Below are 26736 nucleotides of genomic sequence, written 5' to 3' on the forward strand. Positions count from 1 at the left end.
ATGACGCCGAGTCCGGCATAATCGGGGCATGAACGTCCAGCCCGTCCAGGATCTTCCCGAATTCGCCACCTGGCTCAACGCCAAACCGACCACCCTGGCCGAGTTGCAGGGTCGGCCGGTCGTGCTGGCCTTCGTCAACGCCGCCTCGGTATGGTGCGCGCAGCGGCTGGCCGAGCTGGCCCAGTGGCAGTCGCGCCACCCGGGCAAGCTGCAGCTGCTGGTGCTGCAGGTGCCACGTTTTGATGGCGAGCGCGATCCCGATCAGTCCCTCAAGCTGCTGCGCCGCCAGGGGCTGAACGCACCGGCCCTGTTGGACGCGGAATGGGATGGCTGGCGACGCTTCGGCGTGACCGCATGGCCGACCCTGGTCCTGCTCGATGCCCAAGGGCGCGAGCGCGAGCGTCTGGTCGGTCTCGGCGGGGAACTGGAACGCTCCCTTGCTGCGCTGTGCGAAGGCAGCTCGCGGCCGTCCGATGAGGACCTGCACGGCGCCCGTGAGCTGAGCCCCGAGCCGCGCCTGCCGCTGCGCTTCCCGACCGGGTTGGCGGTGACCACCGAGCGCCTGTACATCGCCGACACCGGCCATCACCGCGTGCTGGAGTGCAGTCATGGTGGCCGCGTGCTGCGCCAGTTCGGTATGGGCACCGCCGATTTCATGGATGGGGACCAGGCCCAGGCGGCCTTCCACCATCCCCAGGGCCTCGCGCTGGAGCGCGAATGGCTCTACGTGGCCGACACCGGCAACCATGCCCTGCGCCGCATCCATCTGCTCTCCGGCCAGGTCGACACGCTGTGCGGCACCGGCCGCCCCGGTGAGCCCATCGAAGGGCCGGTCGCCGACCCGCGTCGTACCGCGCTCAACCATCCGCAGGGGCTGGCGGTCGCCGACAACCAGATCCACATCGCGATGGCCGGCGACAACCGCATCTGGAGCTATCACCTCGGCCAGCGCAGCCTGCAGTGGCGCGCCGGCAGTGGGGCGATCGACGAGCGCGACGGCAGTGGGCACATGGCCGCGTTCGCGCAACCGTGCTCGGTCGCCGCGGTCCAGCAGGTGCTGTACGTCTGCGATGCGCTGGGCTCGTCGATCCGGGCCATGCAGCTGCGTGGCGATCTGGTGCAGACGCTGGTCGGGCAGGGTCTGTGGACCTTTGGCGAGCAGGACGGCGCACGCGCGTCTGCGCTGCTGCAGTACCCGCAGGCGATCGCGCTGAGTCCGGATGCGCCGCTGCTGTGGATCGCCGATGCCGGCAACGGCCGCCTGCGCACGCTGCGCCTGGGCGGCGGCGAGCTGAGCACGCTGGAGTTGCCGCGCCGCCTGCATGGCCCGGCTGGCCTGGCGCTGGGCGGCGGCGCGGTCTGGATTGCCGAGACCGATGCCCACGCCGTGCTGCGCTTCGACCCCGTCAGTGGTGTCCTGAGCGACGTGCCGATCAACGAATGACTGTTTCTTCCGCCCCCGCCTTCGATGGCAAGGCATTTGCGGCCCACCTGAGCACCGCCCCCGGCGTGTACCGCATGTACGCGGCCGACGACACCCTGCTGTACGTCGGCAAGGCGCGTGCGCTGCGCAACCGCGTGGGGAGCTATTTCAACGGCACGCCCAAGACCACGCGGATCATGTCGATGCTGTCGCAGGTCGCGCGCATGGACGTGACCGTGACCCGCTCGGAGGCCGAGGCGCTGCTGCTGGAAAACCAGCTGATCAAGTCGCTCTCGCCGCGCTACAACGTCTCCCTGCGCGACGACAAGACCTACCCGCACGTGCTGCTGACCCGCGAGCAATGGCCGCGCATCGCGCTGCACCGCGGCCCGCGTGCGGTGCCCGGGCGGTACTTCGGGCCGTACCCGGGCGTCACCGCCGTGCGTGAAACGCTCAACCTGATGCACAAGCTGTTCAAGCTGCGCAGCTGCGAAGACAGCGTGTTCCGCAACCGCTCGCGGCCCTGCCTGCAGTATCAGATCGGCCGCTGCAGCGCGCCGTGCGTGGAGCTGGTGGCGCCGGACGATTACGCCGAGTCGGTACGCCGCGCCTCGATGTTTCTGGAAGGCAAGAGCGACCAGCTTGCGCGCGAGCTCGGCACCCAGATGCAGACCGCCAGCGAAGCACTGGAATTCGAGCAGGCCGCGCGCCTGCGTGATCTGATCGCCTCGCTGCGCAGCATGCAGACCCGCCAATACGTGGATGGCCGCGCGGCGGATCTGGACGTGCTCGCCTGCGCGACCCAGGGCGCCAGTGCCTGCGTGCTGCTGCTGGCGTTCCGTGATGGCCGCAACATGGGCACGCGCCCATTCTTCCCACGCACCAATGGCGAAGAGAGTGCCGATGAAGTGCTGGGCGCGTTCGTGTCCCAGTACTACGCCGAGCACGCGCCGCCGCGCGAGATCCTGCTCGACCGCGAGATTCCCGATGCCAGCCTGATCGAATCGGCCTTGAGTGCCTCGGCCGAGCACAAGGTACAGCTGCGCTGGAACGTGCGCGGTGAGCGCGCCGGGTATGTGGAACTGGCCGCGCGCAACGCGCAGATCACCCTGGTGACCGAACTGGGCAGCCGCACCGCGCAGCACGCGCGCAGCGAAGACCTGCGGCAGATGCTCGGCCTGACCGAGCAGGTCAAGCGCGTGGAGTGTTTCGACATCAGCCACACCATGGGTGAGGCCACCGTGGCCTCGTGCGTGGTGTTCGATGCGGCGGGCCCGGTGCGCAGCCAGTACCGCCGTTTCAATATCAGCGGCATCGAGCCCGGCGATGACTACGCGGCCATGCACCAGGCGATCGAGCGGCGCTTCCGCCGCGCGGTGGAAGAGGACGGCGTACTGCCGGATCTGCTGCTGATCGACGGCGGCGCCGGCCAGCTGGCCCAGGCGCAGTCCGCGCTGGCCGATCTGGGCGTGGAAGGGGTGATGCTGGTCGGCGTGGCCAAGGGCGTGGAGCGCAGGGCAGGGCATGAAGCCCTGGTCATGCCGGACGGCCGCGAGCTGCGCCCGGGCGCAGCCTCACCGGCGCTGCAGTTCATCCAGCAGGTGCGTGACGAGGCCCACCGCTTCGCCATCACCGGCCACCGCGGGCGCCGCCAGAAGGCCCGGATGACCAGCAAACTCGAAGATATTCCTGGCATCGGCCCGCGCCGGCGCGCCAGCCTGCTCAAACATTTCGGCGGCCTGGTCGGCCTGAAAGCCGCCGGCGAAGCGGAAATCGCGAAAGTGGACGGCATCAATGACGCCCTCGCTGCGCGTATCTACGCTAACCTTCATGGACTGCCCACGCCCGACGCGGCGGGCGAGTAGAGAGACGCAATGAAGTTGACCCTCCCCACCTGGCTGACCCTGCTGCGGATCGTGATGATCCCGGTCCTGGTGCTGGTGTTCTATCTCCCCTACAAGTGGACCAATTTCGCCTCGGCGGCGATCTTCGGCCTGGCTGCGCTCACCGACTGGCTCGACGGCTGGATCGCCCGCCGCTACGACCTGCAGTCCGCATTCGGCGCCTTCCTCGACCCGGTCGCGGACAAGCTGATGGTGGCCGTTGCTCTGTTCCTGATCGTGCAGGGCCATCCCACCGCGTGGATGGCGGTCTGGGCGGCCGTGATCGTCGGCCGTGAAATCGCCGTGTCGGCACTGCGCGAATGGATGGCGGAAATCGGCCAGCGTGCCAAGGTGCGTGTGGCCGTGATCGGCAAGGTGAAAACCACCGCGCAGATGGTCGCGCTGCTGTGCCTGCTGTATTCGGTCGCACCGCACACCCCGATGCAGGACATCTGGATGGGCACAGAGGTCTTCCACATCGGCGACTGGACCCTGGCGATCGCCTCGATCCTGACGCTGTGGTCGGGCCTGCAATACCTGCACGCCGCGTGGCCGAGCCTGCGCGAAGACGAGCGCCTCGCGCGTGAGAATGCCAAAGCAAAAAAGAATGCGTGAGGGCTGTTGACAGGGATGCATTTGGCTGTAGAATTTCGCCTCCCAAGCGGGAATAGCTCAGTTGGTAGAGCGCAACCTTGCCAAGGTTGAGGTCGCGAGTTCGAGTCTCGTTTCCCGCTCCAGATACCGCATTCCATCGTGATTCGTCCCGATGCGATGCAACGAAGAAAGCGACCTTCCGGTCGCTTTTTTCGTTTGTGTGCCGTGCCTCGCGCATGCATCTGCATCATGGGTTCACTCCGTCAGCACCGCAGCGCGGTCGGCCATGACGGGCCGGGCGACTACTCAGGCTGAGGCCGCTCGCGTGTCTCGCAGGAGTCGTCTACCCAGAGTCGTTGTTGTGCGATGCGAACGCAGCGGGGATAAGGGCCATCCATGTTGAGCGCCTGAAATCGAGCCACCCACGGATGTGCCATTGGTTCCACGGCTTCCTGTGGCCAGTCGCCCAGGTCTGCGATCACTGCAATGGAACGTAAGCAGCTGTCGAGCAGCAGTCGGTCGAGCAAGGCCAGTCGGTTCGCGCGGACTTCGATCAGCAGCACCTGGTCTTCCCGCCCCGAACCGCAGTAGGCCATCGGATGGGCGGGATTGGATGGCGTGCGTACGAACAGCGTTACGCCCGGACCACCCTCCAGCATGAAGGCGCTGCGGTTGATCGGAAACACGGTATCTGCCTGCATCAGCACCCGTCGCAGGTCGTCATCCACGGAAATGGCCCGACGTCTCCCCGACATCCGCTGCGCGTGTACGTGCTTGTCGCTGGCCGAGATGCTCAGGTGGTGGCCATCGGGCAGCGGGAATACGAGTGTCACGGGGGCGGCTATCGCCGACGCGCTCAATAGCAGCCCCGTACAGGTGGCGGCCATGCGCGCAGGGCACCATTGAATGTAATGGAGTGCAGACAGCATCAGCCTGGTGCTGCTGCCAGAGGTGTGTGCCATGGGTGTCGGAGTCTTCAGGTGTGGGGTCCGCTGCATTGCATGCATCAGACGGCGTTGCACTCCCTTTGACAATACAACTTGTTGGAAACGTGCAACCAAACGCCGAACCTGCTGTGGCGCTCGCCGGTCAGCTGCGCGCCAGTGGAGGGGGCCTGCAGCTGCACCCGTCCTTCGCCCAGGACAGGGTGAAGGGGGTATTCGACGGGCGCCGGCTGCGCGAGGGCGTTGCGCTGCACTGGACGTGCAAGTGCGGGGGGCGCTTCGGCGCGTCAACGTCTGGCAAGCCGGACATGGGGACTTTGTGCGGGAGGTGAACGGGGGAAGATGTCGGAGGCCGCCGTGCCCGCCCGGTGGGAAACCACACCACGCTGCGGCGAAAAGGATGTTGACGACGTGAAGGAATTCCGACAGAATAGCGCTCCTTCGACGCAGGTCGAGGGGCCGACAGCCTCCAGCGCCTCAGGGTGCGGTGCCGTCGGGGCAAGCGAAAGTCTGCGGGAATAGCTCAGTTGGTAGAGCGCAACCTTGCCAAGGTTGAGGTCGCGAGTTCGAGTCTCGTTTCCCGCTCCAGATTTCGACAGGGCCCCCTTGGGGCCTTGTTTTTCTCCGCGGTGGCACGCGGGCATCCGGTCCGGACGCATCGGCCGGGATGTGAAAAAAAGTGTGAAAAAGCTGGTGTGTTTCGAGTGGTTTCGGTAACATACACGCTTGATTTTGCGGGAATAGCTCAGTTGGTAGAGCGCAACCTTGCCAAGGTTGAGGTCGCGAGTTCGAGTCTCGTTTCCCGCTCCAAATCCTTACCAGGCCCCGTTCTCGGGGTCTTGTTTTATCGGGGCACGCAACACGCCTTCGATGATCGTAGGGTCACCGGCCTGGTGGCAGAGTGGTCATGCAGCGGACTGCAAATCCGCGTACGCCGGTTCAATTCCGACCCAGGCCTCCAAATAGAAAGTAGCCCAGAGCCCGCGAAAGCGGGCTTTGTGCGTTGTGGGCCTCCATTCAGTTTCGGAGGCCATAGCCGACAGGACCTACACAACGCGCTTCGTATGCTGCGGCCGTCCACTTTGGCAGCCTTATGCAGACACAAAAAGCGCGCGTAGCAACCGGGATCGAAGGGCTCGACAGCATTCTTGGCGGAGGCTTTCCCCAGGGGCGGCTTTACCTGCTCGAGGGGCCGCCGGGATCGGGCAAGACCACGCTGTCCCTGCAGTTTCTGCTGCATGGCCTGAGCAAGGGGGAGCGCTGCCTGTACATCACGCTCTCCGAGACGGCTGACGAGCTGCGCGAAGTTGCCAATGCGCACGGCTGGTCCCTGGATGGGCTGGACCTGTTCGAGCTGGCCTCGGCCGAGGAAGCGCTGGGCGACGGACGGATGCAGTCCGTGCTGCACTCCTGGGAGGTGGAGCTGGACGAGACGGTGAAGCTGATCCTGGGCGAGGTGGAACGCATCAAGCCGCATCGGGTGGTGTTCGATTCGCTGTCCGAACTGCGGCTGCTGTCGCAGGATCCGCTTCGGTACCGTCGCCAGATTCTGTCGCTCAAGCAGTTCTTCGCCCCGAAGAGTGCAACGGTCGTACTGGTGGACGATATGACCGCCACCGGTGAAGAGCGCGATGGCCAGTTGCACAGCCTCTGCCACGGCGTGGTGTCACTGGAACGCCTGACGCTGGATTTCGGTCCCGCGCGCCGCCGCATGCATGTGCAGAAACTGCGTGGGGTGAACTTCACCGCCGGCTATCACGACATGACCATCCGCGAAGGCGGCCTGGAGGTCTTCCCGCGGTTGATTGCCTCGGACCACCATGCCAAGTTCGTCGGTGCGCCCATCAGCAGCGGGGTGGCCGAGATCGACAGCCTGCTCGGCGGAGGCCCGCTGCGGGGCACCAGCACCCTGCTCACCGGCCCCGCCGGCAGTGGCAAGACCAACGTGGCGCTTCAGTATGTCTGGGCCGCCTGCGAGCGCGGTGAGCACTGCTGCATCTTCGAGTTCGATGAGCGCATCGGTACCCTGCTGGCGCGCGCGGAATCGCTGGACATCGATCTCAGCAAACACCTGGCGTCGGGTCTGCTGGAAATCCAGCAGGTCGATCCGGCCGAAATTTCGCCAGGTGAGTTCGCCTGGAACATGCGGCGTGCGGTCGAGGAGCGTCAGTGCCGGCTGCTGGTGATCGACAGCCTCAACGGCTACGTCACGGCGATGCCGCAGGAGAAGCAGCTCATGCTCCAGCTGCACGAGATGCTGTCCTATCTCAACCAGAAGGGCGTGGCGACCATCCTGATCAATCCGCAACACGGGTTGGTCGGCACCATGTCGACCGGCAACCTCAACGTTTCCTACATCGCCGATTCGGTCGTGCTGTTCCGCTTCTTCGAATCGCAGGGGCGCATCCGCAAGGCGATCTCGGTCATCAAGAATCGCGGCGGTGCGCACGAGAACACGATCCGCGAGCTGAAGATCGACGGCAAGGGCATTTCGCTCAGTGCGCCACTCAATGAGTTCAAGGGAATCCTGACCGGCACGCCAGAGTTCGTCGGCAACACGGCGCACCTGCTGGGCCACACCAGTGCGCAGTGACTCGGTTTCCGGCGTGGTCCACATCTTTGCGCCGTTTGGTCGTGATGCGCAGAGCATCGCCACCGTGCTCAACGCCTCCGGCCTGAGGACCACGATCCAGGACAGCCTGTCGCGGTTGGCCGATGCGCTCGATGATGACGTGGGCGCGGTGGTGATGACCGAGGAGGCGGTCGCCAAGGGCGCAGGTGCATTGCTGGAGCCACTGGCCCGGCAGCCGTCCTGGTCGGACATACCGTTCATCCTGCTGCGGTCGCCCCGCTCGAAAAAGCGGCCGCTGGCCGACCCCGACCTGCAACTGGCGATCAACACCATCGAGCTGGATCGCCCGCTGGGTCGCAGTTCGCTGCTCAGTTCCGTGCTCAGTGCACTGCGTGCGCGCGACAAGCAGTTCCTGGTCCGTGATCAGATGCGGGCGCTGGCCGACAGCCGTGCAGCCCTGGAGCGCAGCGACGCCGAGCTGCGCCTGGTCGCCGACGCGATGCCAGTCCTGATCGCTTTCATCGACCGTGATCTCCAGTATCGCTTTGCGAACAAAGCGTATGAATCCTGGTTCGAGCGTCCCGTCTCGGAGGTGATCGGCAAGCGCGTGCCGGAGGTATTCGGAGAAGACGTATGGGCGACGCGCCGGCCGATGATCGAGCGTGCAATGGCGGGTGAACACGTCGTCTTCGAGGTCAATTGGCCCTTCAGTGACGGCCGCCGGCGCGACAGTGAAATCCGCTACTCGCCGCGCTTCAACACCGCAGGCGAGCCCGACGGCTTCCATGTGTTCGTGACCGATATCACCGCGTCCAAACTCGCCCTGGAGACCAGCCAGCAGCGCGCGCAGGATCTGGAAGCGATGGTGGCCGAGCGCACCGCCGAGTTGGAGCGCCAGATGGCCGCCCGCGAAGCCAGCGAAGCGGCCCTGCGTCAGTCGCAGAAAATGGACGCGATCGGACAACTCACCGGCGGAATCGCGCACGACTTCAACAACATGTTGACCGGCATCCTGTCCTCGCTGGATATCGTGCGCATGCGCCTGGAGATGGGACGGATGGATGGCCTGGAGCGTTTTCTGGATGCGGCCACCGCCTCCAGCCAGCGTGCAGCGGCCTTGACCCAGCGGCTGCTGGCGTTCTCCCGCCGGCAGTCGTTGGATTCCAGGACGGTCGATCTCAACGAGCTGGTCGGCTCGACACAGCATCTGCTGCGCAGCACGCTGGGCGAGACGATCCGCATCCGCACCGCACTCAGCGACACGCCGTTGCGCGCCAACCTGGACAGCAACCAGTTCGAGAGCGCGCTGCTCAACCTGGCCATCAATGCACGCGACGCGATGCCCGATGGCGGCGAGCTGATCCTGCGGACCTCGCAGGTGCACGTTGCAGAACACCAGATTCTTGCGGTGCCGGCGGGTGAGTATGCCGTCGTCGCCGTGTCCGATTCCGGCACCGGCATGCCGCCCGAAGTGGTGGAACGGATCTTCGAGCCGTTCTTCACCACCAAGCCGATCGGCAAGGGAACCGGGTTGGGCATGTCGATGATCTACGGCTTCATGCAGCAGTCCGGCGGCCACATCACCGTGGATTCCACGCCGGGGCAGGGCACCACGGTGTCGCTGTATATGCCCGTGGTGCATGACGCCGCCACCGATGAAGAGGTCCCCGCTGTGCAGCCGGTATCGCTGGGTGCGGGTCAGTCGATCCTGGTGGTGGAGGACGATGAGCAGGTGCGGATGCTGGTCACGGTGGTGCTTGAAGACCTGGGTTACACCGCCGAGGTGGTGGAGGATGCCGATGGCGCCATTCCCATCCTTGCTTCATCGAAGAAGATCGATCTGTTGATCACCGACGTCGGGCTGCCGGGGCTCAATGGCCGCCAGTTGGCAGAGATCGCGCGTCAATCCCGCCCGACGTTGCCGGTGCTGTTCATGACCGGCTATGCGGAGAAAGCCCAGGAGCGGTCGGCCTTCCTCGACAATGGCATGGCGATGATCGCCAAACCCTTCCTGCTGGATGCCTTCAGCGAGGCGGTACGCAGTGCCATGGCAGCGTCGCGGCCGTAATCCCGGGGCGAGTCTTGGCGCACGCAGACGAAAGAAAGCGGCACGGTTCCTTGCGATTGCCCGTGATGTTCTGAACGCTTCAGGCAACAGATTTTATTTATATACCTGAAAGTGCCAGCATATTCACTTTGCACCCGTTGGAGTTTGTCCCATGCCCCTCTGCGCAGTCGCGTATGTCAGCGACGTTGCGGGCCCGCTGTCCGCCGAACAACTCGATGCACTGGTCGATGATGCGGTGAGATTCAACAGCCTGGCGGGTGTCACCGGCGTGCTTCTCTTCGATGGTGGCCGCTTCCTGCAGTACTTCGAAGGGCCTGATGACGGCGTATCGGCGGTGCACGAGCGGGTGCTGCAGGCACGCAGCCACAGAGCCATTGTGGCGTTGGGTCACGCGCGCGTGCCCAAACGGTATTTCCCCTATTGGAGCATGCGCTGGCTGGGCGTGGAGCCTGCAACGATCGAACAATTGGCGTCCGGCGATTGGCAGGCATTTGCCGATCCGGTGCAGGGCGGGCCCCCCCCGCACGGCGGCATGGAGCGACTGCTGCGATTTGTCGCGCCACATCAGCCTTCGATCAGTGCAGGCGATGCCACCGAACGCCTGACATAACGCCTGACATGGTGCTGTCATCAGTGCGATCGCATGATGCGATTGAATGTGCAGGGGTTTGCTGAACCATTCAGCATTAGGTGAATGCGGGTTGTTTCAGTAATTGACTTACTGCGACGACCGTGCAAATTTTAAGTGAACCCGAAGTGAATCATTATCGCCGAGGGTGTCTGTCGTCCCTGAAGCAGAGCAAGTCCCACGGAGGTCGTATGGAATACGGCGAACATGACTTGGCTGACGGAGTGCGAACCGAGCTGGAAGCCAGTTACGTGAAGCATGGCTGCGGCCCGGAATTCTGGTCCACTTACCAGCGTGTGCTCGAGCGATTGGTACCGCCTGCTCAAGGCACCGCGCGAACGCGTGTCACCAATGAGTTGGCCCTGGTCATCGAACAGCTCGGCATCGTGCGGCGTGCGCAGTTGGTGCCGCCCAGGAGTGCGCGCACCCGCATGCGCTGAGACCGGTCGGGGGGATCGGGTAGCGGCAGGGCGCCGTTGGGGTAACGGCATTACACGATGTGATGAACACCGATACCCAGCAGCACCAGCAGGGTGCCGGCGGCTGCGAGTGTGCGCGGCCGCAGCCAGCGCCGGGGGCGCTGCTGCAGGGCGTTGTCGCTGGCGTAGCGCAGCAGCCCCGTCGGGAACTGCCAGGCCTGCAGGCGCGCATCGCAGGCCTCCACGCAGGCACCGCAGCCGATGCAGTCCGGGTACGGCCCTGCGCGCACGTCCAGGCCCATCGGGCACGCGCTGGCGCATGCGCCACAGTCCAGGCAATCGCCGAGGCGATCAGCGCTGAAGTGCGGCATCGGCCCGGCGATGTCTTCGTGCGCGGCCCGGAAGGCGTAGTCGCTCGCACTGGTCGGGTCGAGCAGGCCACGCCCCCGCGCATCGATCCCGCCGAGGCCGGCCACGCGCGGACCGCGCGGCTCGCCGCGCCGGGCGTGGTACTGCATGCGCGGCGTATCGCTGTCGCAGAACGCGCCGTGGATGCGCGCATACGGACAGAGATCGCGGCACACCTGCTCGCGCAGGAAGCCGGCATTGCCCCAGGTGGCTGCCGCATAGAACACGATCCAGAACGTTTCCCCGCCGCTCCAGGCCAGGGGCCAGAGGTTGCCGACCAGGCCGTGCATCGGGCTGAAGAACCCGACGAACGTGATGCCGGTCCATCCCGCCACGAGTGCCCACAGCGCGTGCCTGGCGAGCCGGGCGGCACCGGGCGAGGGCAGCCAGCGCGTAGTGCCTTGCTCAATCCAGCGGAACAGCCGGCTCCATAGCGTCTGCGGGCAACCATACCCGCACCACACCCGGCCGGCGAGGTTGGTCAGCAGCACCAGCGCGGTGGCCAGCACGGCGATCAAGCCCAGCAGCACGCCCACATCCTGCGGCCACAGCGTCCAGCCGAACAGATCGAAGCGGCGTGCCGACAGATCGAACAGCAATGCCTGGCGGCCGTCCCAGCGCAGCCACGGCAGCAGATAGAAGCTGGCCAGCAGCATGGCGGACAGCCACGCTCGCCAACGCAGCACGCGTCGCTGCCGGGCAGGCTGCGGAGGCGGTGGTGGGACCAGATGCAGTGACAGACGATCCGCCATGCTCAGCCCAATGGCACATCGTCATCATCACCGGGCATCGGGCGCAGCAGATACCAGGTGATGGTGCTGGCGGCGGCGGTGACGCCCCAGAACATGAAGAAGCCGAGCGTATAGCCGAGCTCGCGACTGATCGCATGCTGCGGGAAGCTGATGTCGCGCAGGCGCAGTGGATCGACGAACGCGAAGAACACCACGCTGGCCAGACCGGCCGCGACGAAGCTGGGCCACAGAATGGCGCCCCATTGCTGGATCAGCCGTCGGCGGCTGCCGTCGGGCGGGTCGTGCAGGTCGTTCATTGCGGCCACGGTCAGGAGGGAGGGGCAGGGCGCGGCTATACTTCGCGCCGACCGGGGGCCGGAATCGCGGGTGCGCACGTCCTGTCGAGCGCCCAGACTAGAAGGCTTCGCCACCGGCTTCATTGATCCTGATCAAGGCAGCGGCAGGCGCTGCCGCCGATGCTGGGCATTGCCGCCCGAGGATGTTCATGCCCGATCCCACCGACAACGCGCTTCCGCTCCCTGCGCCTGACCTGTGCAGCGAAGACGAGGTCACCCGGCTGGTGCACGACTTCTACGCGCGGGTGCGCGAGGAGCCGCGGCTGGGACCGGTGTTCACGGCACGGATCCACGACTGGGAGGCGCATCTGGCACAGCTGGTCGACTTCTGGTCGGCGATGCTGCGCGGCACGCGGCGCTTCAAAGGTGCGCCGATGCCCAAGCACATGGCCATGGACGAGCTGGACCGGGACCTGTTCGACCGCTGGCTGGCGTTGTTCCGGCAGACCACGGCCGAGGGCGGCAACGTACCGATGCAGCGGCTGGCCGATGATGTCGCCGAGCGGATCGCCGATACCTTCTGGCGTCGCTTCCAGATGCTTCGCTGGCCGAGCCTGCCGATGGCGGGGCGCCCGGGCCTGAATTGATCTGACGCAATGCGCGCGCACGCATGCACGCGCAAGCTGGCGTCATGGATACCTTCTCGCCTGCCGCCGCCGGGCTCGCCTGGCACTTCGATCCCGAGCTGCTGCGTCGGCACGACCGACCCGGCCCGCGCTACACCTCCTATCCCACCGCGCCGCACTTCCATGACGGCTACGGTGAGCCTGCGCTGCGCCAGGCGATTGCGGACAGCAATGAGGTGGGCCGTCCGCTGTCGCTGTACGTGCATGTGCCCTACTGCAGCAGCCCGTGTTTCTACTGCGGCTGCAACCGGGTCATCACCCGCGACCACAGCAAGGGCATCGGTTACGTGGCACGGGTGCTGAGCGAGGCCGACCTGATGGCCCCGCTGTTTGATCCGGCGCGCGAGGTGATCCAGCTGCACCTCGGCGGCGGTACACCGAATTTCCTCGCCCCGGCGCAGATGCGCGAGCTGATCGATGGGCTGCGCCAGCGCTTCCATTTCAGCACGGCCGCCTCGCGCGATTTCTCGATCGAGCTGGATCCGCGCTTTGTCACGCGCGCGGACATCGCCGTGCTCGCCGAGCTCGGCTTCAACCGCGCCAGCCTCGGCGTGCAGGACTTTGATCCGGACGTACAGAAAGCGATCAACCGCGAGCAGGGCGTGGAAGCGACGCTGGACATCCTGCGTGCGTGCCGCGAGTACGGGCTGCGGTCGGTCAATGTCGATCTGATCTATGGCCTGCCCAGGCAGACGCTCGCCGGGTTCGCGCAGACGCTGGAGACGGTGCTGCGCGAGCGGCCGGATCGCCTGGCGGTGTATGGCTATGCGCATCTGCCGCATCTGTTCCGCGCGCAGCGCCAGATCGCCGATGCGGAGCTGCCCAGCCCCGAGCAGAAACTGGCGCTGCTGGGTCTGGCGGTGCAGCGCCTGTCCGATGCGGGGTATCAGTACATCGGCATGGACCATTTCGCCCTGCCCGAAGAGGACCTGTCGCGCGCGCAGCGTGCCGGGCAGCTGCACCGCAACTTCATGGGATACACCACCCACGCCGACACCGATCTGGTCGGCCTCGGTGCCAGTGCGATCAGCCATATCGGGAGCACCTACAGCCAGAATCCACGCGAACTGCCCGCGTGGGAAGCGGCGGTGGATGCCGGCCGGTTGCCGGTCTGGCGGGGTCTGCAACTGGACGAGGATGATGTGCTGCGCGCCGAGTTGATCGGCCAGTTGATGTGCCAGGGCGAAGTGGACGCTGCCGCATTGGCTGCGCGCCACGGTGTGGAGTTCGAGCACTACTTTGCCGACGCGTTGCCGGCGTTGGCGGCACTGCAGGCCGATGGCCTGGCCGAATACGAACACGGTGTGGTGCGCGCGAGTTCGCACGGGCGGCCGCTGCTGCGCCTGTTGGCGATGTGCTTTGATCGGTACCTGGCCCGTCCTGACCAGCCGGTGCGCTACTCCAGAGCGATCTGAGCGGCGCGCGCGGTGCGTGCGCATTCCAAATTCGAGCGCGATCAGGCACCCTATGCCCGCCGTTGCCCGGGTGGCGAAACTGGTAGACGCATCGGACTTAAAATCCGCCGGGGGCAACCCCATGCCGGTTCGATTCCGGCCCCGGGCACCAAGGCGTTCAGCCTGTCATCCCTCCTGCACAGGAAGTGGCCTGTGCAGTGTCTGTGCAGTGCACATGGTCAGGCGGGACTGCTGATCGCATCGACGCCGCTGCGTAACCCGCAGGACGCGCACGCGTGGCCGCCCACGCGATTCCCTACGCTGGTCGTTGCCGTTCATGCCGGTGAGGGTGGGTAGCGTTGCGCACACGTCTTTTCCGATGCGCTGGCGATTGTCTCCGCGGCGGAGACGCACGTACGCAGGCGCATGGCGCTACGGCCTGGAATCTTGAACTGGGTCACATAACTGAGATGTCAGTGAGAAAAATGTCTCGGAAGTGAGCGTGGACGGTCGTCACAGTGTCGGTTCGCTGACGGTTTCTGTCGCCGGTGGACATCTTGCTGCGCCGCAGCAAAAAAGGGGTGCCCTGTGTCAGCCGCCGGAAGTTTGGCGCGGGCTGCTGCTCAGTACCTTGCCTCTCGCGTTTCGCAGCGAACTGGGTCACGTATTTGCTCAGTCGATACCGCAAGCTATTGACTCAAGCAATCGATCATGCCGCCGTCATTGGGTTCCGGTGTCACAACGTGACGATATAGCGGATGTAATGAAATGGAATACGTCAGAAACATGAACGTCGGTTCGAAGCTCGGCGTGGGCTTCGGGATTCTTCTGGTGCTGCTGATCGGCTCATCCTCGCTGGCGTTGTATCAGGCGTCTGCGATTGGTCGGCAGGTGGCGGAGATCGAATCCAATGGCAAAAAGCTGTCGTTGTTGACGACGATGCGGGGGTCCAATTTCCAGAACGAGCGGAATCTGCGCGATCTGATCCTGGATGGAACTGACAACGGCCCCCTGATCCTGGAGCGGATCCAGAAGACGCGTGCTGGCTACGCCGAAGCGCGTGCGGCGCTGGACGCGCTTCCCAGCAATGCGGAAGGCAAGCAGGCCCTGCAGGCTATTGCCGATGCGCAGGCCGCCTCGGTGGCCACGCACAACCGGATCATCGAGCATGCGACCGCCAACGACGACACGGCCGCCATCGGCCTGCTGTACGGCGAAGCCGAGCCGCTGATGGACGCGCGCGCTGTGGCACTCCAGGCCGCGGTGTCGCTGCAGGAACGGCGTAATGCAGAGAGCGCGGCCATGATCGATGCATCGATCCGGACCTCGCGGACGCTGTTGATCGGGTTCGCGCTGCTGGCCTTGGTGGCCGGCGGGTTGCTGGCCTGGTTGATCACGCGCAGCCTGGTGGGCCCGTTGCGCCGGGCCATGGACGTCTCGCGCGCGATTGCCGACGGCCGCTTCGACACCAGCGTGGGACGCCCCAGCCGTGATGAGACCGGCCAGCTTCTGGCTAGCATGGATCAGATGGGCGCGCGCCTGCGGTCCTTCTCCGCTGCACAGCAGGACATGGCGCACCGTCATGATCTGGGTGAACTGGCCTACCGTATCGATGCATCGGCATTCCCCGGTGATTTCGGTCGCATCGCTGCGGGCACCAATGCACTGGTCGGCAGCAGCATCGCGCTGACCCAGAAGATCATCGATGTGGTGCGCAACTATGCGGTCGGCGATCTGGCCGAGGATCTGGAAGCGCTGCCGGGTGACAAGGCGCGCTTCACCGAGGCGATGGCCATCACCAAGCAGAATCTGGCGGCGATCAACGGCCAGATCCACCGGTTGGCCTCTGCGGCTGCGGCAGGTGATTTCAGCCAGCGAGGCGATGCGGGTGCCTTCGATCACGAGTTCAAGGTGATGATCGAGCGCCTGAACACGATGATGCAGATCAGCGACGAGAATCTTCGCCAGCTTTCGGAACTGCTCAAGGCGATTGCCTCGGGCGACCTCACCGTGCGCATGGAAGGCGAGTTCCAGGGCGTGTTTGCCCGGATGCGCGACGATGCCAATACCACGGTCGGCCAGTTGACCGGCATCATCGGCAGCATCCAGGTCGCGGCGGGCAGCATCAACACCGCGGCGGTGGAAATCGCCAGCGGCAACAATGACCTGTCGCGGCGTACCGAGCAGCAGGCTGCCAACCTTGAGGAGACGGCGGCTTCGATGGAGGAGCTGACCTCCACCGTGCGGCAGAACGCCGAGCACGCGCGCCAGGCCAACCAGCTGGCGATCGGTGCCGGTGCGGTGGCCTCCGAAGGCGGCCAGGTGGTGCAGGACGTGGTCGTCACGATGCGCGGCATCGAAGCCTCGTCCAAGAAGATCGCCGACATCATCACGGTGATCGACGGCATCGCGTTCCAGACCAATATCCTGGCCTTGAACGCGGCCGTGGAAGCGGCACGCGCCGGGGAGCAGGGCAGGGGCTTTGCGGTGGTCGCCAGTGAAGTGCGCACGCTGGCGCAGCGCTCGGCCGGTGCGGCCAAGGAGATCAAAGAGCTGATCGAGGACTCGGTGGACAAAGTGGCCATCGGTGCGGGTCTGGTCGACAAGGCCGGCGTGACCATGACCGAGATCGTCACCTCGGTGCAGAAGGTCACCGACATCATGGCCGAGATTTCGTCGGCATCGCAGGAGCAGTCGGCCGGCATCGAGCAGGTCAGCCAGACAGTGGTGCAGCTGGACGAAACCACCCAGCAGAACGCGGCGCTGGTGGAAGAGGCAACGGCTGCGGCGCGCTCGATGGAGGAGCAGGCCATGGCCCTGACCGGTGCGGTGGCGCGCTTCCGCCTGGCAACCCAGAGCGGCGTGCAGACGCAGCCGATGGCCGCACCGCGTGGTGCCGCCTCGCCACTGACATCAATGCCCGCCGCCGCCAAGCCGCGTTCCGGCAGCGGTACGGTGACCCCGCTGCGGCAGGTGCCGGCGGCCACGGTGGACGGTGACTGGCGCGAGTTCTGAGCAGGCAACTCGCCTGATCAAGGCGTGCGGCGATGAGACGGGGGCAGCCATGGGGCTGCCCTCGTTCGTTGTCGCTGCCGGAGCGGCGATCCGGGCAACGCAAACTTTACGCATTTCTTTGCGCGCCGCCCTACGCTGCGCACCATCCCGGACAAAGACAAGTGACATGGCGAACTCGGTACGTGCACGGACAGCACTGATGGTGAGCCTGGCGCTGCTGCTGAGCGGCGCGGCACAGGCGCAGGCGCCGACGCCGACGCCCGCGGCGGGGGACGTGATCGATCTGGCTCCGGTGGTGGTCTCTGGCGAGCAGCCCGGCCCGGGCATGTGGCAGGTCCGCAACAGCGCCGGCCACACGCTGTGGATTCTGGGCACGGTGTCGCCGCTGCCGGCCAAGCTGGAGTGGCGGGCCGACGAAGTGCAGGCGGTGATCGGCAGTGCCCAGCAGGTGCTTGGCTCACCCGGGTGGGGCTTCGATGCTGATGTCGGCTTCTTCGGTCGGCTGACGCTGGTGCCTTCGGCGTTGAAGGCTGCCCGCGATCCGGACGGGCGAACACTGCGCGAGGTGCTGCCGCCGGATCTGTACGCGCGCTGGGAGCGGCTCAAACAGCGCCACATCGGTCGCGATGGCGGTATCGAGAAGGATCGCCCGCTGGTGGCGGCCACACAGCTGTATGCCGCCGCACTGAAGGATGTCGGCCTGGGCCGTTCCTCGCCGGTGTCCAAGGTGGTGGAGAAGGCCGCCAAAGCGCGGGGGCTGAAGCCGGTGCCGACCCGGGTCGAGATCAAGATCGCCGACCCCCGGCAAGCGCTCAAGGAAGTGCGCGGTACGGCACTGCAGGACCTGGAGTGCTTCCGCCGCACGTTGGACGTGGTCGAGCACGGGCTGCCGCTGCTGGCCGAACGCGCTAACGCCTGGTCGGTGGGGGATGTGGAGGCGTTGCAGCGCCTGGCCGTGGAAGGGCAATACGTGGCCTGTGTGGATGCCGTTGCCAACAGCGACTTCGGTCGCCGCCGTGGACTGACCGACGTGGATGCCCAGGCGCAGCGAAAGTGGTTGGGCATGGCCAGCGATGCACTCGGGCGCAATGCAGTGACGTTCGCTACCGTGCCTGTGTCATCCCTCGTCTCTCCAGGCGGCTACCTGGAGCAGCTGCGCGCGCGGGGCTATGAGGTGCAGGCGCCTGATTGAGCAGTGAGTGGCACTAGACGGCGGTAGGCACTGCAGCCTGACGCCACGGCTACCCACTGCGATGCCTTCATGGCATAGTCAGTTCCGGTTCACTATGGAAAGCCTCCATGCCGCTGCATGCGGTCGCTTACGTCAGCGACGCTATCGAAGGAATCGAGACGTCTGACATTGATCAGATTCTGCGTGCGGCAATGGGCTTCAACAAAGTGGCCGGCGTGACCGGCGTGTTGATGTTCGACGGGCGTCGTTTCCTGCAGTACTTCGAAGGCCCGGAAGACGGCGTGGATTCGGTGTTCCAGCGCGTGCTCAATGCGCGCATCCATCAGGGGCTGCGTGAGCTGGCCCGCGATAAGGTGGAGGTGCGGCACTTCGCACGCTGGACGATGGCGTCAGCCGCCGTTGAACCGGACGCGCTGGCGCGACTGATCGACCTGCCGTGGGAAGGCTTCGCCTTGCGGTTGTCGGTGGACGGTACGTCGCCCACCGGATTTGCGGCGCTGCTGGATGCGTGGACCGGTGTCTCCGGCGAGTTGGAACCGGCGGCAGTCACGTTGGGTTCGTAACGCAAAACACCGTTGGCCGTAACACAATGATCACGGTTGTGCGCCTATCCTTTGCCTACCAGCTGTGACCAGTCTTGCGGGGTTTGCCCTTGGAGGCTGTCTGAAAGGGTAGTAACCGCAGCTGGACCATCATTCCTTTGGCCGTCGTCCGTACTCTCCGCGGGCGGCGGCTTTGTTCTTTGTGGGGCGGCGCCCGGCGCGTTAGGCTTGCAACACCTGTATCCCCGGCGCCTGTATCGCATGAAGCCCTCCCTGATGACGCCCCGGCTGATCGCCGGCCCGGTTCCGCTGCGTGGAGCGCAGCGATGACGCGCGCCATTTCCGCATCGGCAACGCCGCGCATCGGTGTGATCGGGCTGGGGTACGTCGGGCTGCCATTGACGGTGACCTTTGGTCAGCAGCAGCCGACCCTGGGGTATGACATCGACCACACGCGCGTCGCCGAGCTGCAGCGCGGCCATGACCACACGCTCGAGCTGGATGCAGACGAACTGGCTGCCGCCGTGCATGCGCGCTACAGCGCCGACCCCTCGGATCTGGCCGAGTGCAACGTCTACATCGTGACCGTGCCGACGCCGATCGATGCGCATGAGCAGCCCGATCTGGGGCCGCTGCGCAGTGCAAGCACGCTGATCGCCGGACTGCTGGCGCCGGGCGACCTGGTGATCTACGAATCCACCGTGTACCCCGGCACCACCGAGGAAGTCTGCGTGCCCTTGCTGGAGGCTGGATCGGGGCTGCGCTTCAACGAAGATTTCTACTGCGGTTACAGCCCGGAGCGGATCAACCCGGGTGACCGCGAGCGCCGGCTGCCGGACATCCGCAAGATCACCTCCGGCTCGACGCCCGAGGCGGCGGCGGTGGTGGATGCGCTGTACCAACGCATCATCACCGCCGGGACCTGGCCGGCGCCGTCGATCCGCGTGGCCGAAGCGGCCAAGGTGATCGAGAACATCCAGCGCGACGTCAACATTGCCTTGGTCAACGAACTCGCGCTGATCTTCGATCGGCTTGGCATCGATACCCAGGACGTGTTGGCTGCGGCGGGCAGCAAGTGGAACTTTCTGCCGTTCCGCCCCGGCCTCGTCGGCGGCCACTGCATCGGGGTGGATCCGTACTACCTGCTGCACAAGTCCGAGAGCATGGGGTATCACCCCGATCTCATCCACACCGCGCGCCAGGTCAACAACCGGGTGGGGGAGCACGTCGCACAACGCGTGCTGGCGCTGCTGGCATCGCGCAACATCGCCGTCGCCCAGGCACGCGTCCTGGTGCTGGGCGTGACCTTCAAGGAGAACTGCCCGGACCTGCGCAACAGCCGCGCGCTGGAGCTGGCGCAGCGCCTGCAGGCCACCGGGGCGCAGGTGGACGTGCAGGATCCGTGGGTCGGGCCGGCGGCGCTTGCCGATGCCGATGTACGGTGGGTCGCCTCGCCCGATCCGGATGGCTATGACGCCGTGGTGCTGGCGGTGGCGCATGATCGTTTCCGCGCCTTCGATGCGGCGCAGGTGCGCGCGCTGCTCAAGCCGCAGGGTGTGGTGTACGACGTCAAATCCGTGTGGCCCCGGGAAGTGGTGGACGACCGCCTGTAGACTCGGGGGCAGCTATTGATTGAGGAAAGCCATGCATCGCTATCTCGCGTATCTGCTCGCCATCCTGTTGTTCCCGGTCTGCCTGTGGTTGGCCACGATCTGGCCCGCCTGGTACTGGGGCGTCGGCGTGACGGCGTTGCTGGTGGTGCTGGGCACCTGGGATCTGCTGCAGAAGCGCAGCACGCTGCGACGCAATTATCCGGTGATGGCGCACTTCCGCTACGGGCTGGAATCGATCGGACCGGAGATCCGCCAATACTTCGTGCAGAGCGATCTGGAGGATGTGCCGTTCTCGCGCCAGCAGCGTGCGCTGATCTACCAGCGTTCCAAGAATGAAATGGACGTGGTGCCGTTCGGCACGCTGCGCAGCACCTATGCGGTGGACTACGAGTGGATCAACCATTCGCTGGCGCCGACCGAGATCGGCCACCACGATTTCCGCATCCAGATCGGCCCGAACTGCGCCAAGCCGTATTCGGCCAGTGTGTTCAACATCTCCGCGATGAGCTTCGGCTCGTTGTCGGCGAACGCGATCCGCGCCCTCAACGAAGGCGCGCGCCGTGGCAGCTTCTATCACGACACCGGCGAAGGCTCGATCTCGCCGTATCACCGCGAAATGGGCGGCGACCTGGTTTGGGAAATCGGCTCGGGCTACTTCGGGTGCCGTGACGATGCCGGCGGTTTCAGCGAAGAGACGTTCGTCGCCAACGCCACCCATGATCAGGTCAAGATGATCGAGATCAAGCTCTCGCAGGGCGCCAAGCCCGGCCATGGCGGGGTGCTGCCGGCGGCGAAAGTGAGCGAAGAGATCTCGATCACCCGTGGCGTGCCGATGGGCGTGGATTGCGTATCGCCGTCCAAGCACAGCGCGTTCAACACGCCGGTGGAACTGCTGCAGTTCGTCGCGCGGCTGCGGGAGCTGTCCGGCGGCAAGCCGGTCGGGTTCAAGCTGGCCATCGGCCATCCCTGGGAGTGGTTCGGTATCGCCAAGGCGATGCAGGAAACCGGGCTGCTGCCGGATTTCATCGTCGTCGATGGTGCCGAGGGCGGTACCGGTGCGGCGCCGGCCGAATTCATCGATCACGTGGGTGTGCCGATGCACGAAGCGCTGTTGCTGGTGCACAACACCCTGGTCGGACTGGACCTGCGCGATCGCATCCGCGTGGGCGCGGCGGGCAAGGTCACCAGTGCCTTCGAGATCGCACGCACCATCGCGCTGGGCGCGGACTGGTGCAATGCCGGGCGTGGCTTCATGTTCGCGCTGGGCTGCATCCAATCGCTGAGCTGCCACAGTGATAAATGCCCGACCGGCATTGCCACGCAGAACCCGCATCGCTGGCGTCACCTGGACGCGGCCGACAAGGCCACGCGCGTGCACAGTTACCACGAGAACACCCTGCGCGCGCTGCGCGACCTGCTGTGTGCGGCCGGCTTGAACGATCCCTCCGAGCTGGGCCCGGAGCACATCCTGCGCCGCGTCTCGCCGGTGGAGATCCGCTCACTGGCCTCGCTATACCGCTATCTGGCCCCGGGCGAGCTGCTGCGCAAAGTGCCGGACCACGCGGTCTTTCACGACTACTGGGCCGATGCGCGCAGTGATTCGTTCCAGCCGCCAGCGCGCATCCAGGCGCTGCGGACAAGCAAGTCGCGATGACCGCAGCGCGCGACGTGCGCTTGCGCGTTGGCCGTGCCGAGGAGGCGGACAGACTGTGGGAGCTGCGCACGCGGTGCGTTCGTGAGCTGTGCAGCGTGGCCTATCCGCCGGAGGTGATCGCGCCGTGGTCGGCCTCACCGCCGCCGGGACATTACCGTGCGCTGTTGGCGGCCGGTGGCTGTGTGATTGCCGAAGACACTGACGGCGTGCTGTTGGGCTATGGCGTGATCGATCTGGCCGGCAACGAAATCGATGCGTTGTTCGTCGATCCCGACTGTGGCGGCCGTGGCATTGGCCTGACCTTGATGCAGGCCATGCAGGCGATGGCGGATCCGGCGCGGCCGCTGGTGCTCTCGGCCTCGCTCAATGCGGTCCCGTTCTATCGTCGCTGTGGCTTTGAAGCGTTGCGCGAGGAAAGCTATCCGCACCCCAGCGGCGTGTCGCTCGCCTCGGTGCGGATGCAGCGCAGGCGCTGATGCCGGCCAGCGGCCGGCACTACCGATTGCATGTCCTGACAGGCGGTCCGGCACGCCACGGTGCGCACTACCTCGGTAGTGCCGGCCGCTGGCCGGCACCTCTCGATTCACGCTTGCGCCAGCCACGCCACCACGCCACGCCCGGCGCGCAGCCCGCTGGCATAGCAGGCCGTCAGCAGGTAGCCGCCGGTCGGCGCTTCCCAGTCCAGCATCTCGCCGGCGCAGAACGTGCCGGGGCGCTCGCGCAGCATCAACTGCGCGTCCATCGCCTCCAGCCGCACGCCACCGGCGGTGCTGATCACTTCATCGATAGGACGGGCTCGCTGCAGAGCCAACGGCAGCCGCTTGAGCCCATGCGCGATCTGGTCCAGCGGCAATTGCCCGGCCTCGCGACCCATCACCTCGAACAGCAGGGCCGACTTCACGCCACCCAGGCCCAGCTGGCGGCGCAGGACCTCGCCGAAACTGCGGCCCTGGCGTGGCTTCTGCAGTTTCTCCGCTACCTGCGCTTCGGTCTGGCCCGGCAGCAGGTCCAGCTGCAGGGTCACCTGGCCGTCGCGGGCCAGGCTGTCGCGCAGATCGGCCGACAGCGCATAGATCAGGCTGCCTTCGATGCCGGTCGCGGTGATCACGCATTCGCCCTGCAGTGAGCGCGGCTCACCCTGCAGATCGGTCCAGTGCGCCACCACCGGCTTGAGCGGGGCACCCGCCTGTCGCTCGCTGAAGTAGGGCGTCCAGCCGATGTCGAAGCCACAGTTGGCCGGCTTCAGCGGAGCAATGTCGATGCCGCTGGCGGTCATCGGTGCCACCCACGCACCGTCCGAGCCGAGCTCCGGCCAGCTGCCACCGCCGAGCGCGAACACCACCGCATCGGCCGTGATCGTGGTCGTGCCCTCGGGCGTTTCGAAGCGCAGCGCGCCCGCGTCATCCCAGCCGGTCCAGCGGTGCTGTACGTGGAAACGCACCCCCTGTTCCTTGAGTCGGCGCACCCAGCCGCGCAGCAGCGGGGCGGCCTTGCGGTCGACCGGGAAGACACGTCCCGAACTGCCCACATAGGTGTCCACGCCGAACGCCAGCGCCCAGGCACGCAGCGCCTCGCCATCGAAATCGGCCAACCAGCCACCCACTGCCTGCGCGCGCTCGCGGTAGCGCGAGACGAACACCTCACGCGCATCGGAGTGGGTGAGGTTGAGGCCGCCTTTGCCGGCGATCAGGAACTTGCGGCCGGGCGACCCCTTGGCTTCGTACAGATCGACGGTGTGGCCGGCAGCGCGCACGGTCTCCGCCGCCATCAGGCCAGCGGGGCCGCCGCCGATGATCGCGACCCGGCGTGGTGGGGTGTTCAGGGCAATGCTCATGCAGGCAGGATCAACGCGGCTTGACGTCGAGCAGTTCGACATCGAACACCAGCGAGGAATTCGGTGCGATCGGCCCTGCGCCACGCGCGCCATAGCCGTACTCGGCCGGAATCATCAGTGTGCGCTTGCCGCCCACCTTCATGCCGGCAAAGCCGTCGTCCCAGCCCTTGATGACCTGGCCCTGGCCGAGGTTGAAGGTGAAGGGCTCGCCGCGGTCGACCGAGCTGTCGAACTTGTCGCCATGCTTATCGGCAGTGCGCTCGTCGTAGATCCACCCGGTGTAATGCACGGTGACCTTGCTGCCGGGTGTGGCCTCCGCGCCGGTGCCCGGCTGGGTATCGATCTTCTCGAACTGCGCGATGCTGCCACCGGGCGGCGGGCCGGGCGGGGTGCAGGCGGCCAGCAGCGACAACATCAGGGGGGCGAGCAGGTAACGCGGCAGACGGCGCATGGGCGGGCTCCGGATCCAAAAAACGGGGACGCAAGGGTAGCGCATCGTCGGGCGCTATCATGGGTGCATGTCGAAACTGCTGCTCAACCTGCGCAATGTCGCAGACGATGAAATCCAGGATGTCACCGCCCTGTTGGACAAGGCGGGCATTGTCCATTACCGCACCGAGCCCAGCCCTTGGGGGATCTCCTTTGGCGGGATCTGGATCCGTGACGACGCCGATCACCCTCGGGCCAAGGTCCTGATGGGCGAGTACCAGCAGGCACGCGGCGAGCGCGTCCGCGGTGAGCGTGAGGCCGCGCTGCGCGACGGCACCGCCGAGACCTTCGGCAGCCTGATCCGGCGGCGCCCGGTGTTCGTGGTGGCGGTGCTGCTCGGCATGGCCGTCGCGACCGCGCTGGTGCTGCTGCCGTTCGTGCTGCTGCGCGGCTGATTCCTGGGCGGGTCAGGCGCAGCGCCTGCCCTGCGGCTAAAATGGCGGGATGATCGCCAATACCGCCGCCTACCACTTCACCCCCGTCGCCGACCCGGACGCGCTGTGCGCGACCCTGCTGGAGCGGGCGACCGCCGCGCAGCTGCGCGGCACGATCCTGGTGGCGGGCGAGGGCATCAACCTGTTCCTGGCCGGCGCCGAGCCGCAGATCGACGGCTTCTACGCCGCCCTGCGCGCCGATGCGCGGTTTGCCGGGCTGCGCGTGAAGACCAGCTACAGCCAGATGCAGCCGTTCGCCCGGCTCAAGGCCAAGGTCAAGCCGGAGATCATCAGTTTCCGCATCGACGACGGTCAGCCGCTGGCGTACCCGCGCGCGCCTTCGGTCGATCCGGCCACGGTGCAGCGCTGGCTGCGCCAGGGGCACGACGACGCCGGCAAGCCGGTGGTGATGCTGGACACCCGCAACACCCAGGAAATCGAATTCGGCACCTTCCAGGACGCACTGGTGCTGCCGATCACCAAGTTCACCGATCTGCCCGAGGCCCTGGCCCCGCATCGCGAGGCGCTCAAGGACAGCACCGTGGTCAGCTTCTGCACCGGCGGCATCCGCTGCGAGAAGGCGGCGCTGTGGATGCGCAACGATGGCATGGACAACGTCCTGCAGCTGGACGGCGGCATCCTGGGCTATTTCGAGGCCGTGGGTGGTGAGGGCTATGACGGCCGCTGCTTCGTCTTCGATGAGCGCGTGGCGCTGGATGCGGCCCTGCAGCCGCTGGTCGACCAGGACGCCGACGCCGCCTGAGCCGTCTTCACGGCCTTGATTGTCCTGAATCGTCGCGAGACGGAAATCAGCGTCTTGCCACCTGCGCCTTGTGGGCGGTGGCAAACCGGCCGGACAGCCCCATCTCAGTGGGATATCTCCTGGTTGGAACGAGCATTCATGATGCAGCTGTCGATTCTTGATCTGGCGCCGGTCTGCGAAGGCAGCGACACCACGCAGGCCTTCGCCAACATGCTGGACCTGGCCCAGCACGCCGAAGGGTGGGGCTTCCACCGCTATTGGCTGGCCGAGCACCACAACATGCCCGGCATCGCCAGCGCCGCGACCGCCGTACTGATCGGCCATGTGGCCGGGGGCACGAAGCGCATCCGCGTTGGTGCCGGCGGCATCATGCTGCCCAATCACTCGCCGCTGCAGGTGGCCGAGCAGTTCGGCACGCTGGCCTCGCTGTACCCGGACCGCATCGACCTCGGCCTGGGCCGCGCGCCCGGCACCGACCAGCCGACCGCCCGCGCATTGCGCCGCTACTTCGACAGTGCCGACCAGTTCCCGCAGGACGTGCGTGAGCTGCTGCATTACTTCGAGCCGGCCCAGAAGGGCCAGGCCGTGCGCGCCGTGCCCGGTGCGGGCATCCCGGTGCCGGTGTGGCTGCTCGGCTCCAGTCTGTTCAGTGCGCGGCTGTCGGCGGCGATGGGCCTGCCGTTCGCCTTCGCCTCGCACTTCGCCCCGGACGCGATGGATGAAGCGCTGGCGGTCTACCGCCGCGAGTTCCGTGCCTCGCAGTATCTGCAGGCGCCGTACGCGGTGCTGGGCTTGAACGTGGTCGCCAGCGATTCCGAAGCCGAGGCCAAGCGCTTGTTCACCACCCAGCAGCAGAGCTTCGTCAATCTTCGCCGTGGCCTGCCGGGTCTGATCCCGCCGCCGATCGACGACATCGAAGCGTTCTGGCAGCCGCACGAAAAGGCCGGCGTCCAGAACGCGCTGGCCTGTGCCGTGGTCGGCGACGTGCAGCAGGTGCAGGAAGGCCTCGCCGCATTCGTGGCACGACACAAGCCGGATGAAGTGCTGGTCACCGCCAACATCTACGATCACGCCGCGCGCAAGCGCTCGTTCGGTCTGGCGATGCAGGCATGGCGCGCGCTGCAGGTGTGACATCGGCGCGGCGTGCGAAGAAG

General features: G+C 66.1%; 22 protein-coding genes, 5 tRNA genes and 1 pseudogene. 23 read left to right on the forward strand and 5 right to left on the reverse strand.

Translation table 11 applies throughout. The features are described from left to right. Positions 1–28: 28 nt before the first annotated feature. The 4 genes from ACWV8V_RS03040 to ACWV8V_RS03055 all read left to right on the forward strand — a co-directional run bounded on the left by ACWV8V_RS03040 (position 29) and on the right by ACWV8V_RS03055 (position 4043). Positions 29–1444, forward strand: a complete 1416-nt coding sequence (locus ACWV8V_RS03040) for a redoxin domain-containing protein (protein ID WP_259260254.1) — start codon at positions 29–31, stop codon at positions 1442–1444. Next, a complete protein-coding gene (uvrC, locus tag ACWV8V_RS03045) occupies positions 1441–3288 on the forward strand; it encodes an excinuclease ABC subunit UvrC (protein WP_259260256.1) in 1848 nt (615 codons plus the stop codon). The genes ACWV8V_RS03040 and uvrC overlap by 4 nt, the downstream gene beginning before the upstream one ends. Positions 3289–3297: 9 nt before the next feature. Further along, positions 3298–3921, forward strand: coding sequence for a CDP-diacylglycerol--glycerol-3-phosphate 3-phosphatidyltransferase (gene pgsA, locus ACWV8V_RS03050; RefSeq protein WP_123728870.1), 624 nt, complete (start codon positions 3298–3300; stop codon positions 3919–3921). A 46-nt stretch (positions 3922–3967) separates the two neighbouring features. Beyond that, a tRNA-Gly gene (locus ACWV8V_RS03055) sits at positions 3968–4043 on the forward strand. A 159-nt stretch (positions 4044–4202) separates the two neighbouring features. On the opposite strand, the gene ACWV8V_RS03060 is transcribed toward ACWV8V_RS03055, so the two are convergent. Further along, on the reverse strand, positions 4203–4862 hold the full coding sequence (locus ACWV8V_RS03060) for a hypothetical protein (RefSeq protein ID WP_455898919.1): 660 nt from the start codon (positions 4860–4862) through the stop codon (positions 4203–4205). Positions 4863–5356: 494 nt separating this feature from the next. Between ACWV8V_RS03060 and ACWV8V_RS03065 the strand changes: the two genes are divergently transcribed. The 7 genes and pseudogenes from ACWV8V_RS03065 to ACWV8V_RS03095 all read left to right on the forward strand — a co-directional run bounded on the left by ACWV8V_RS03065 (position 5357) and on the right by ACWV8V_RS03095 (position 10552). Beyond that, positions 5357–5432 (forward strand) — tRNA-Gly (locus tag ACWV8V_RS03065). Between the two features lie 146 nt (positions 5433–5578). After that, a tRNA-Gly gene (locus ACWV8V_RS03070) sits at positions 5579–5654 on the forward strand. 77 nt (positions 5655–5731) lie between these two features. Next, positions 5732–5805 (forward strand) — tRNA-Cys (locus ACWV8V_RS03075). A gap of 126 nt (positions 5806–5931) precedes the next feature. Continuing rightward, a pseudogene (locus ACWV8V_RS03080) lies at positions 5932–7437 on the forward strand (ATPase domain-containing protein); the annotation flags it as partial. 13 nt (positions 7438–7450) lie between these two features. Beyond that, positions 7451–9484 (forward strand): ATP-binding protein, encoded by a 2034-nt coding sequence (locus tag ACWV8V_RS03085; RefSeq protein WP_455898920.1) that lies wholly within the window; start codon positions 7451–7453, stop codon positions 9482–9484. A gap of 151 nt (positions 9485–9635) precedes the next feature. After that, positions 9636–10094, forward strand: coding sequence for a BLUF domain-containing protein (locus ACWV8V_RS03090; protein WP_259260260.1), 459 nt, complete (start codon positions 9636–9638; stop codon positions 10092–10094). Between the two features lie 209 nt (positions 10095–10303). Further along, a complete protein-coding gene (locus tag ACWV8V_RS03095; protein WP_123728874.1) occupies positions 10304–10552 on the forward strand; it encodes a hypothetical protein in 249 nt (82 codons plus the stop codon). 50 nt (positions 10553–10602) lie between these two features. Here ACWV8V_RS03095 and ACWV8V_RS03100 read toward each other — a convergent pair whose 3' ends face one another. Then, on the reverse strand, positions 10603–11595 hold the full coding sequence (locus tag ACWV8V_RS03100) for a 4Fe-4S dicluster domain-containing protein (protein WP_455899598.1): 993 nt from the start codon (positions 11593–11595) through the stop codon (positions 10603–10605). A 98-nt stretch (positions 11596–11693) separates the two neighbouring features. Further along, entirely contained in the window at positions 11694–11987 is a 294-nt protein-coding gene (locus ACWV8V_RS03105; RefSeq protein WP_259260261.1) for a hypothetical protein, read from the reverse strand. Between the two features lie 182 nt (positions 11988–12169). Between ACWV8V_RS03105 and ACWV8V_RS03110 the strand changes: the two genes are divergently transcribed. The 9 genes from ACWV8V_RS03110 to ACWV8V_RS03150 all read left to right on the forward strand — a co-directional run bounded on the left by ACWV8V_RS03110 (position 12170) and on the right by ACWV8V_RS03150 (position 22538). Further along, on the forward strand, positions 12170–12613 hold the full coding sequence (locus tag ACWV8V_RS03110; protein WP_346467530.1) for a group III truncated hemoglobin: 444 nt from the start codon (positions 12170–12172) through the stop codon (positions 12611–12613). A gap of 44 nt (positions 12614–12657) precedes the next feature. Further along, the gene (hemN, locus tag ACWV8V_RS03115) at positions 12658–14067 is read left to right on the forward strand and encodes an oxygen-independent coproporphyrinogen III oxidase (RefSeq protein WP_455899599.1); all 1410 of its coding nucleotides are present in this window, start codon (positions 12658–12660) and stop codon (positions 14065–14067) included. A 64-nt stretch (positions 14068–14131) separates the two neighbouring features. Further along, a tRNA-Leu gene (locus ACWV8V_RS03120) sits at positions 14132–14218 on the forward strand. Positions 14219–14814: 596 nt separating this feature from the next. Beyond that, a complete protein-coding gene (locus ACWV8V_RS03125) occupies positions 14815–17061 on the forward strand; it encodes a methyl-accepting chemotaxis protein (protein WP_455898921.1) in 2247 nt (748 codons plus the stop codon). 166 nt (positions 17062–17227) lie between these two features. After that, the gene (locus ACWV8V_RS03130) at positions 17228–18253 is read left to right on the forward strand and encodes a TraB/GumN family protein (protein WP_455898922.1); all 1026 of its coding nucleotides are present in this window, start codon (positions 17228–17230) and stop codon (positions 18251–18253) included. A 107-nt stretch (positions 18254–18360) separates the two neighbouring features. Continuing rightward, positions 18361–18816 (forward strand): BLUF domain-containing protein, encoded by a 456-nt coding sequence (locus ACWV8V_RS03135; protein ID WP_259260265.1) that lies wholly within the window; start codon positions 18361–18363, stop codon positions 18814–18816. A 305-nt stretch (positions 18817–19121) separates the two neighbouring features. Further along, entirely contained in the window at positions 19122–20408 is a 1287-nt protein-coding gene (locus ACWV8V_RS03140; RefSeq protein WP_259260266.1) for a nucleotide sugar dehydrogenase, read from the forward strand. A gap of 31 nt (positions 20409–20439) precedes the next feature. Next, entirely contained in the window at positions 20440–22062 is a 1623-nt protein-coding gene (locus ACWV8V_RS03145) for an FMN-binding glutamate synthase family protein (RefSeq protein ID WP_455898923.1), read from the forward strand. Further along, positions 22059–22538, forward strand: a complete 480-nt coding sequence (locus ACWV8V_RS03150; protein WP_455898924.1) for a GNAT family N-acetyltransferase — start codon at positions 22059–22061, stop codon at positions 22536–22538. Before ACWV8V_RS03145 ends, ACWV8V_RS03150 begins: the two co-directional genes overlap by 4 nt. 107 nt (positions 22539–22645) lie before the next feature. Here ACWV8V_RS03150 and ACWV8V_RS03155 read toward each other — a convergent pair whose 3' ends face one another. Both ACWV8V_RS03155 and ACWV8V_RS03160 read right to left on the reverse strand, forming a co-directional pair. After that, positions 22646–23896, reverse strand: a complete 1251-nt coding sequence (locus tag ACWV8V_RS03155) for a TIGR03862 family flavoprotein (RefSeq protein WP_455898925.1) — start codon at positions 23894–23896, stop codon at positions 22646–22648. Positions 23897–23906: 10 nt separating this feature from the next. Continuing rightward, positions 23907–24347: an FKBP-type peptidyl-prolyl cis-trans isomerase gene (locus ACWV8V_RS03160; RefSeq protein ID WP_455898926.1), complete on the reverse strand. Its 441-nt coding sequence runs from the start codon at positions 24345–24347 to the stop codon at positions 23907–23909. Between the two features lie 67 nt (positions 24348–24414). Between ACWV8V_RS03160 and ACWV8V_RS03165 the strand changes: the two genes are divergently transcribed. The 3 genes from ACWV8V_RS03165 (at position 24415) to ACWV8V_RS03175 (ending at position 26713) form a co-directional block, all read left to right on the forward strand. Beyond that, the gene (locus tag ACWV8V_RS03165; protein ID WP_455898927.1) at positions 24415–24780 is read left to right on the forward strand and encodes a DUF6164 family protein; all 366 of its coding nucleotides are present in this window, start codon (positions 24415–24417) and stop codon (positions 24778–24780) included. A 49-nt stretch (positions 24781–24829) separates the two neighbouring features. Further along, positions 24830–25582, forward strand: a complete 753-nt coding sequence (locus ACWV8V_RS03170; protein WP_455898928.1) for a sulfurtransferase — start codon at positions 24830–24832, stop codon at positions 25580–25582. 138 nt (positions 25583–25720) lie between these two features. Next, a complete protein-coding gene (locus ACWV8V_RS03175) occupies positions 25721–26713 on the forward strand; it encodes an LLM class flavin-dependent oxidoreductase (RefSeq protein WP_346465493.1) in 993 nt (330 codons plus the stop codon). Positions 26714–26736 lie beyond the last annotated feature (23 nt).

Source organism: Stenotrophomonas sp. Ker107b (assembly GCF_053847245.1).

Bases quoted from the DNA above. Each gene is read 5' to 3' on its own strand.
- ACWV8V_RS03150 (WP_455898924.1), top strand. From the start codon at position 22,059: ATGACCGCAGCGCGCGACGTGCGCTTGCGCGTTGGCCGTGCCGAGGAG.
- ACWV8V_RS03160 (WP_455898926.1), bottom strand. From the start codon at position 24,347: ATGCGCCGTCTGCCGCGTTACCTGCTCGCCCCCCTGATGTTGTCGCTG.
- ACWV8V_RS03130 (WP_455898922.1), top strand. From the start codon at position 17,228: ATGGCGAACTCGGTACGTGCACGGACAGCACTGATGGTGAGCCTGGCG.
- ACWV8V_RS03155 (WP_455898925.1), bottom strand. From the start codon at position 23,896: ATGAGCATTGCCCTGAACACCCCACCACGCCGGGTCGCGATCATCGGC.
- ACWV8V_RS03140 (WP_259260266.1), top strand. From the start codon at position 19,122: ATGACGCGCGCCATTTCCGCATCGGCAACGCCGCGCATCGGTGTGATC.
- ACWV8V_RS03040 (WP_259260254.1), top strand. From the start codon at position 29: ATGAACGTCCAGCCCGTCCAGGATCTTCCCGAATTCGCCACCTGGCTC.
- ACWV8V_RS03100 (WP_455899598.1), bottom strand. From the start codon at position 11,595: ATGCTGCTGGCCAGCTTCTATCTGCTGCCGTGGCTGCGCTGGGACGGC.
- ACWV8V_RS03165 (WP_455898927.1), top strand. From the start codon at position 24,415: ATGTCGAAACTGCTGCTCAACCTGCGCAATGTCGCAGACGATGAAATC.
- uvrC (WP_259260256.1), top strand. From the start codon at position 1,441: ATGACTGTTTCTTCCGCCCCCGCCTTCGATGGCAAGGCATTTGCGGCC.
- ACWV8V_RS03125 (WP_455898921.1), top strand. From the start codon at position 14,815: ATGGAATACGTCAGAAACATGAACGTCGGTTCGAAGCTCGGCGTGGGC.
- ACWV8V_RS03170 (WP_455898928.1), top strand. From the start codon at position 24,830: ATGATCGCCAATACCGCCGCCTACCACTTCACCCCCGTCGCCGACCCG.
- ACWV8V_RS03090 (WP_259260260.1), top strand. From the start codon at position 9,636: ATGCCCCTCTGCGCAGTCGCGTATGTCAGCGACGTTGCGGGCCCGCTG.
- ACWV8V_RS03145 (WP_455898923.1), top strand. From the start codon at position 20,440: ATGCATCGCTATCTCGCGTATCTGCTCGCCATCCTGTTGTTCCCGGTC.
- ACWV8V_RS03095 (WP_123728874.1), top strand. From the start codon at position 10,304: ATGGAATACGGCGAACATGACTTGGCTGACGGAGTGCGAACCGAGCTG.
- ACWV8V_RS03060 (WP_455898919.1), bottom strand. From the start codon at position 4,862: ATGGCACACACCTCTGGCAGCAGCACCAGGCTGATGCTGTCTGCACTC.
- ACWV8V_RS03135 (WP_259260265.1), top strand. From the start codon at position 18,361: ATGCCGCTGCATGCGGTCGCTTACGTCAGCGACGCTATCGAAGGAATC.
- ACWV8V_RS03175 (WP_346465493.1), top strand. From the start codon at position 25,721: ATGATGCAGCTGTCGATTCTTGATCTGGCGCCGGTCTGCGAAGGCAGC.
- ACWV8V_RS03110 (WP_346467530.1), top strand. From the start codon at position 12,170: ATGTTCATGCCCGATCCCACCGACAACGCGCTTCCGCTCCCTGCGCCT.
- pgsA (WP_123728870.1), top strand. From the start codon at position 3,298: ATGAAGTTGACCCTCCCCACCTGGCTGACCCTGCTGCGGATCGTGATG.
- ACWV8V_RS03105 (WP_259260261.1), bottom strand. From the start codon at position 11,987: ATGAACGACCTGCACGACCCGCCCGACGGCAGCCGCCGACGGCTGATC.
- hemN (WP_455899599.1), top strand. From the start codon at position 12,658: ATGGATACCTTCTCGCCTGCCGCCGCCGGGCTCGCCTGGCACTTCGAT.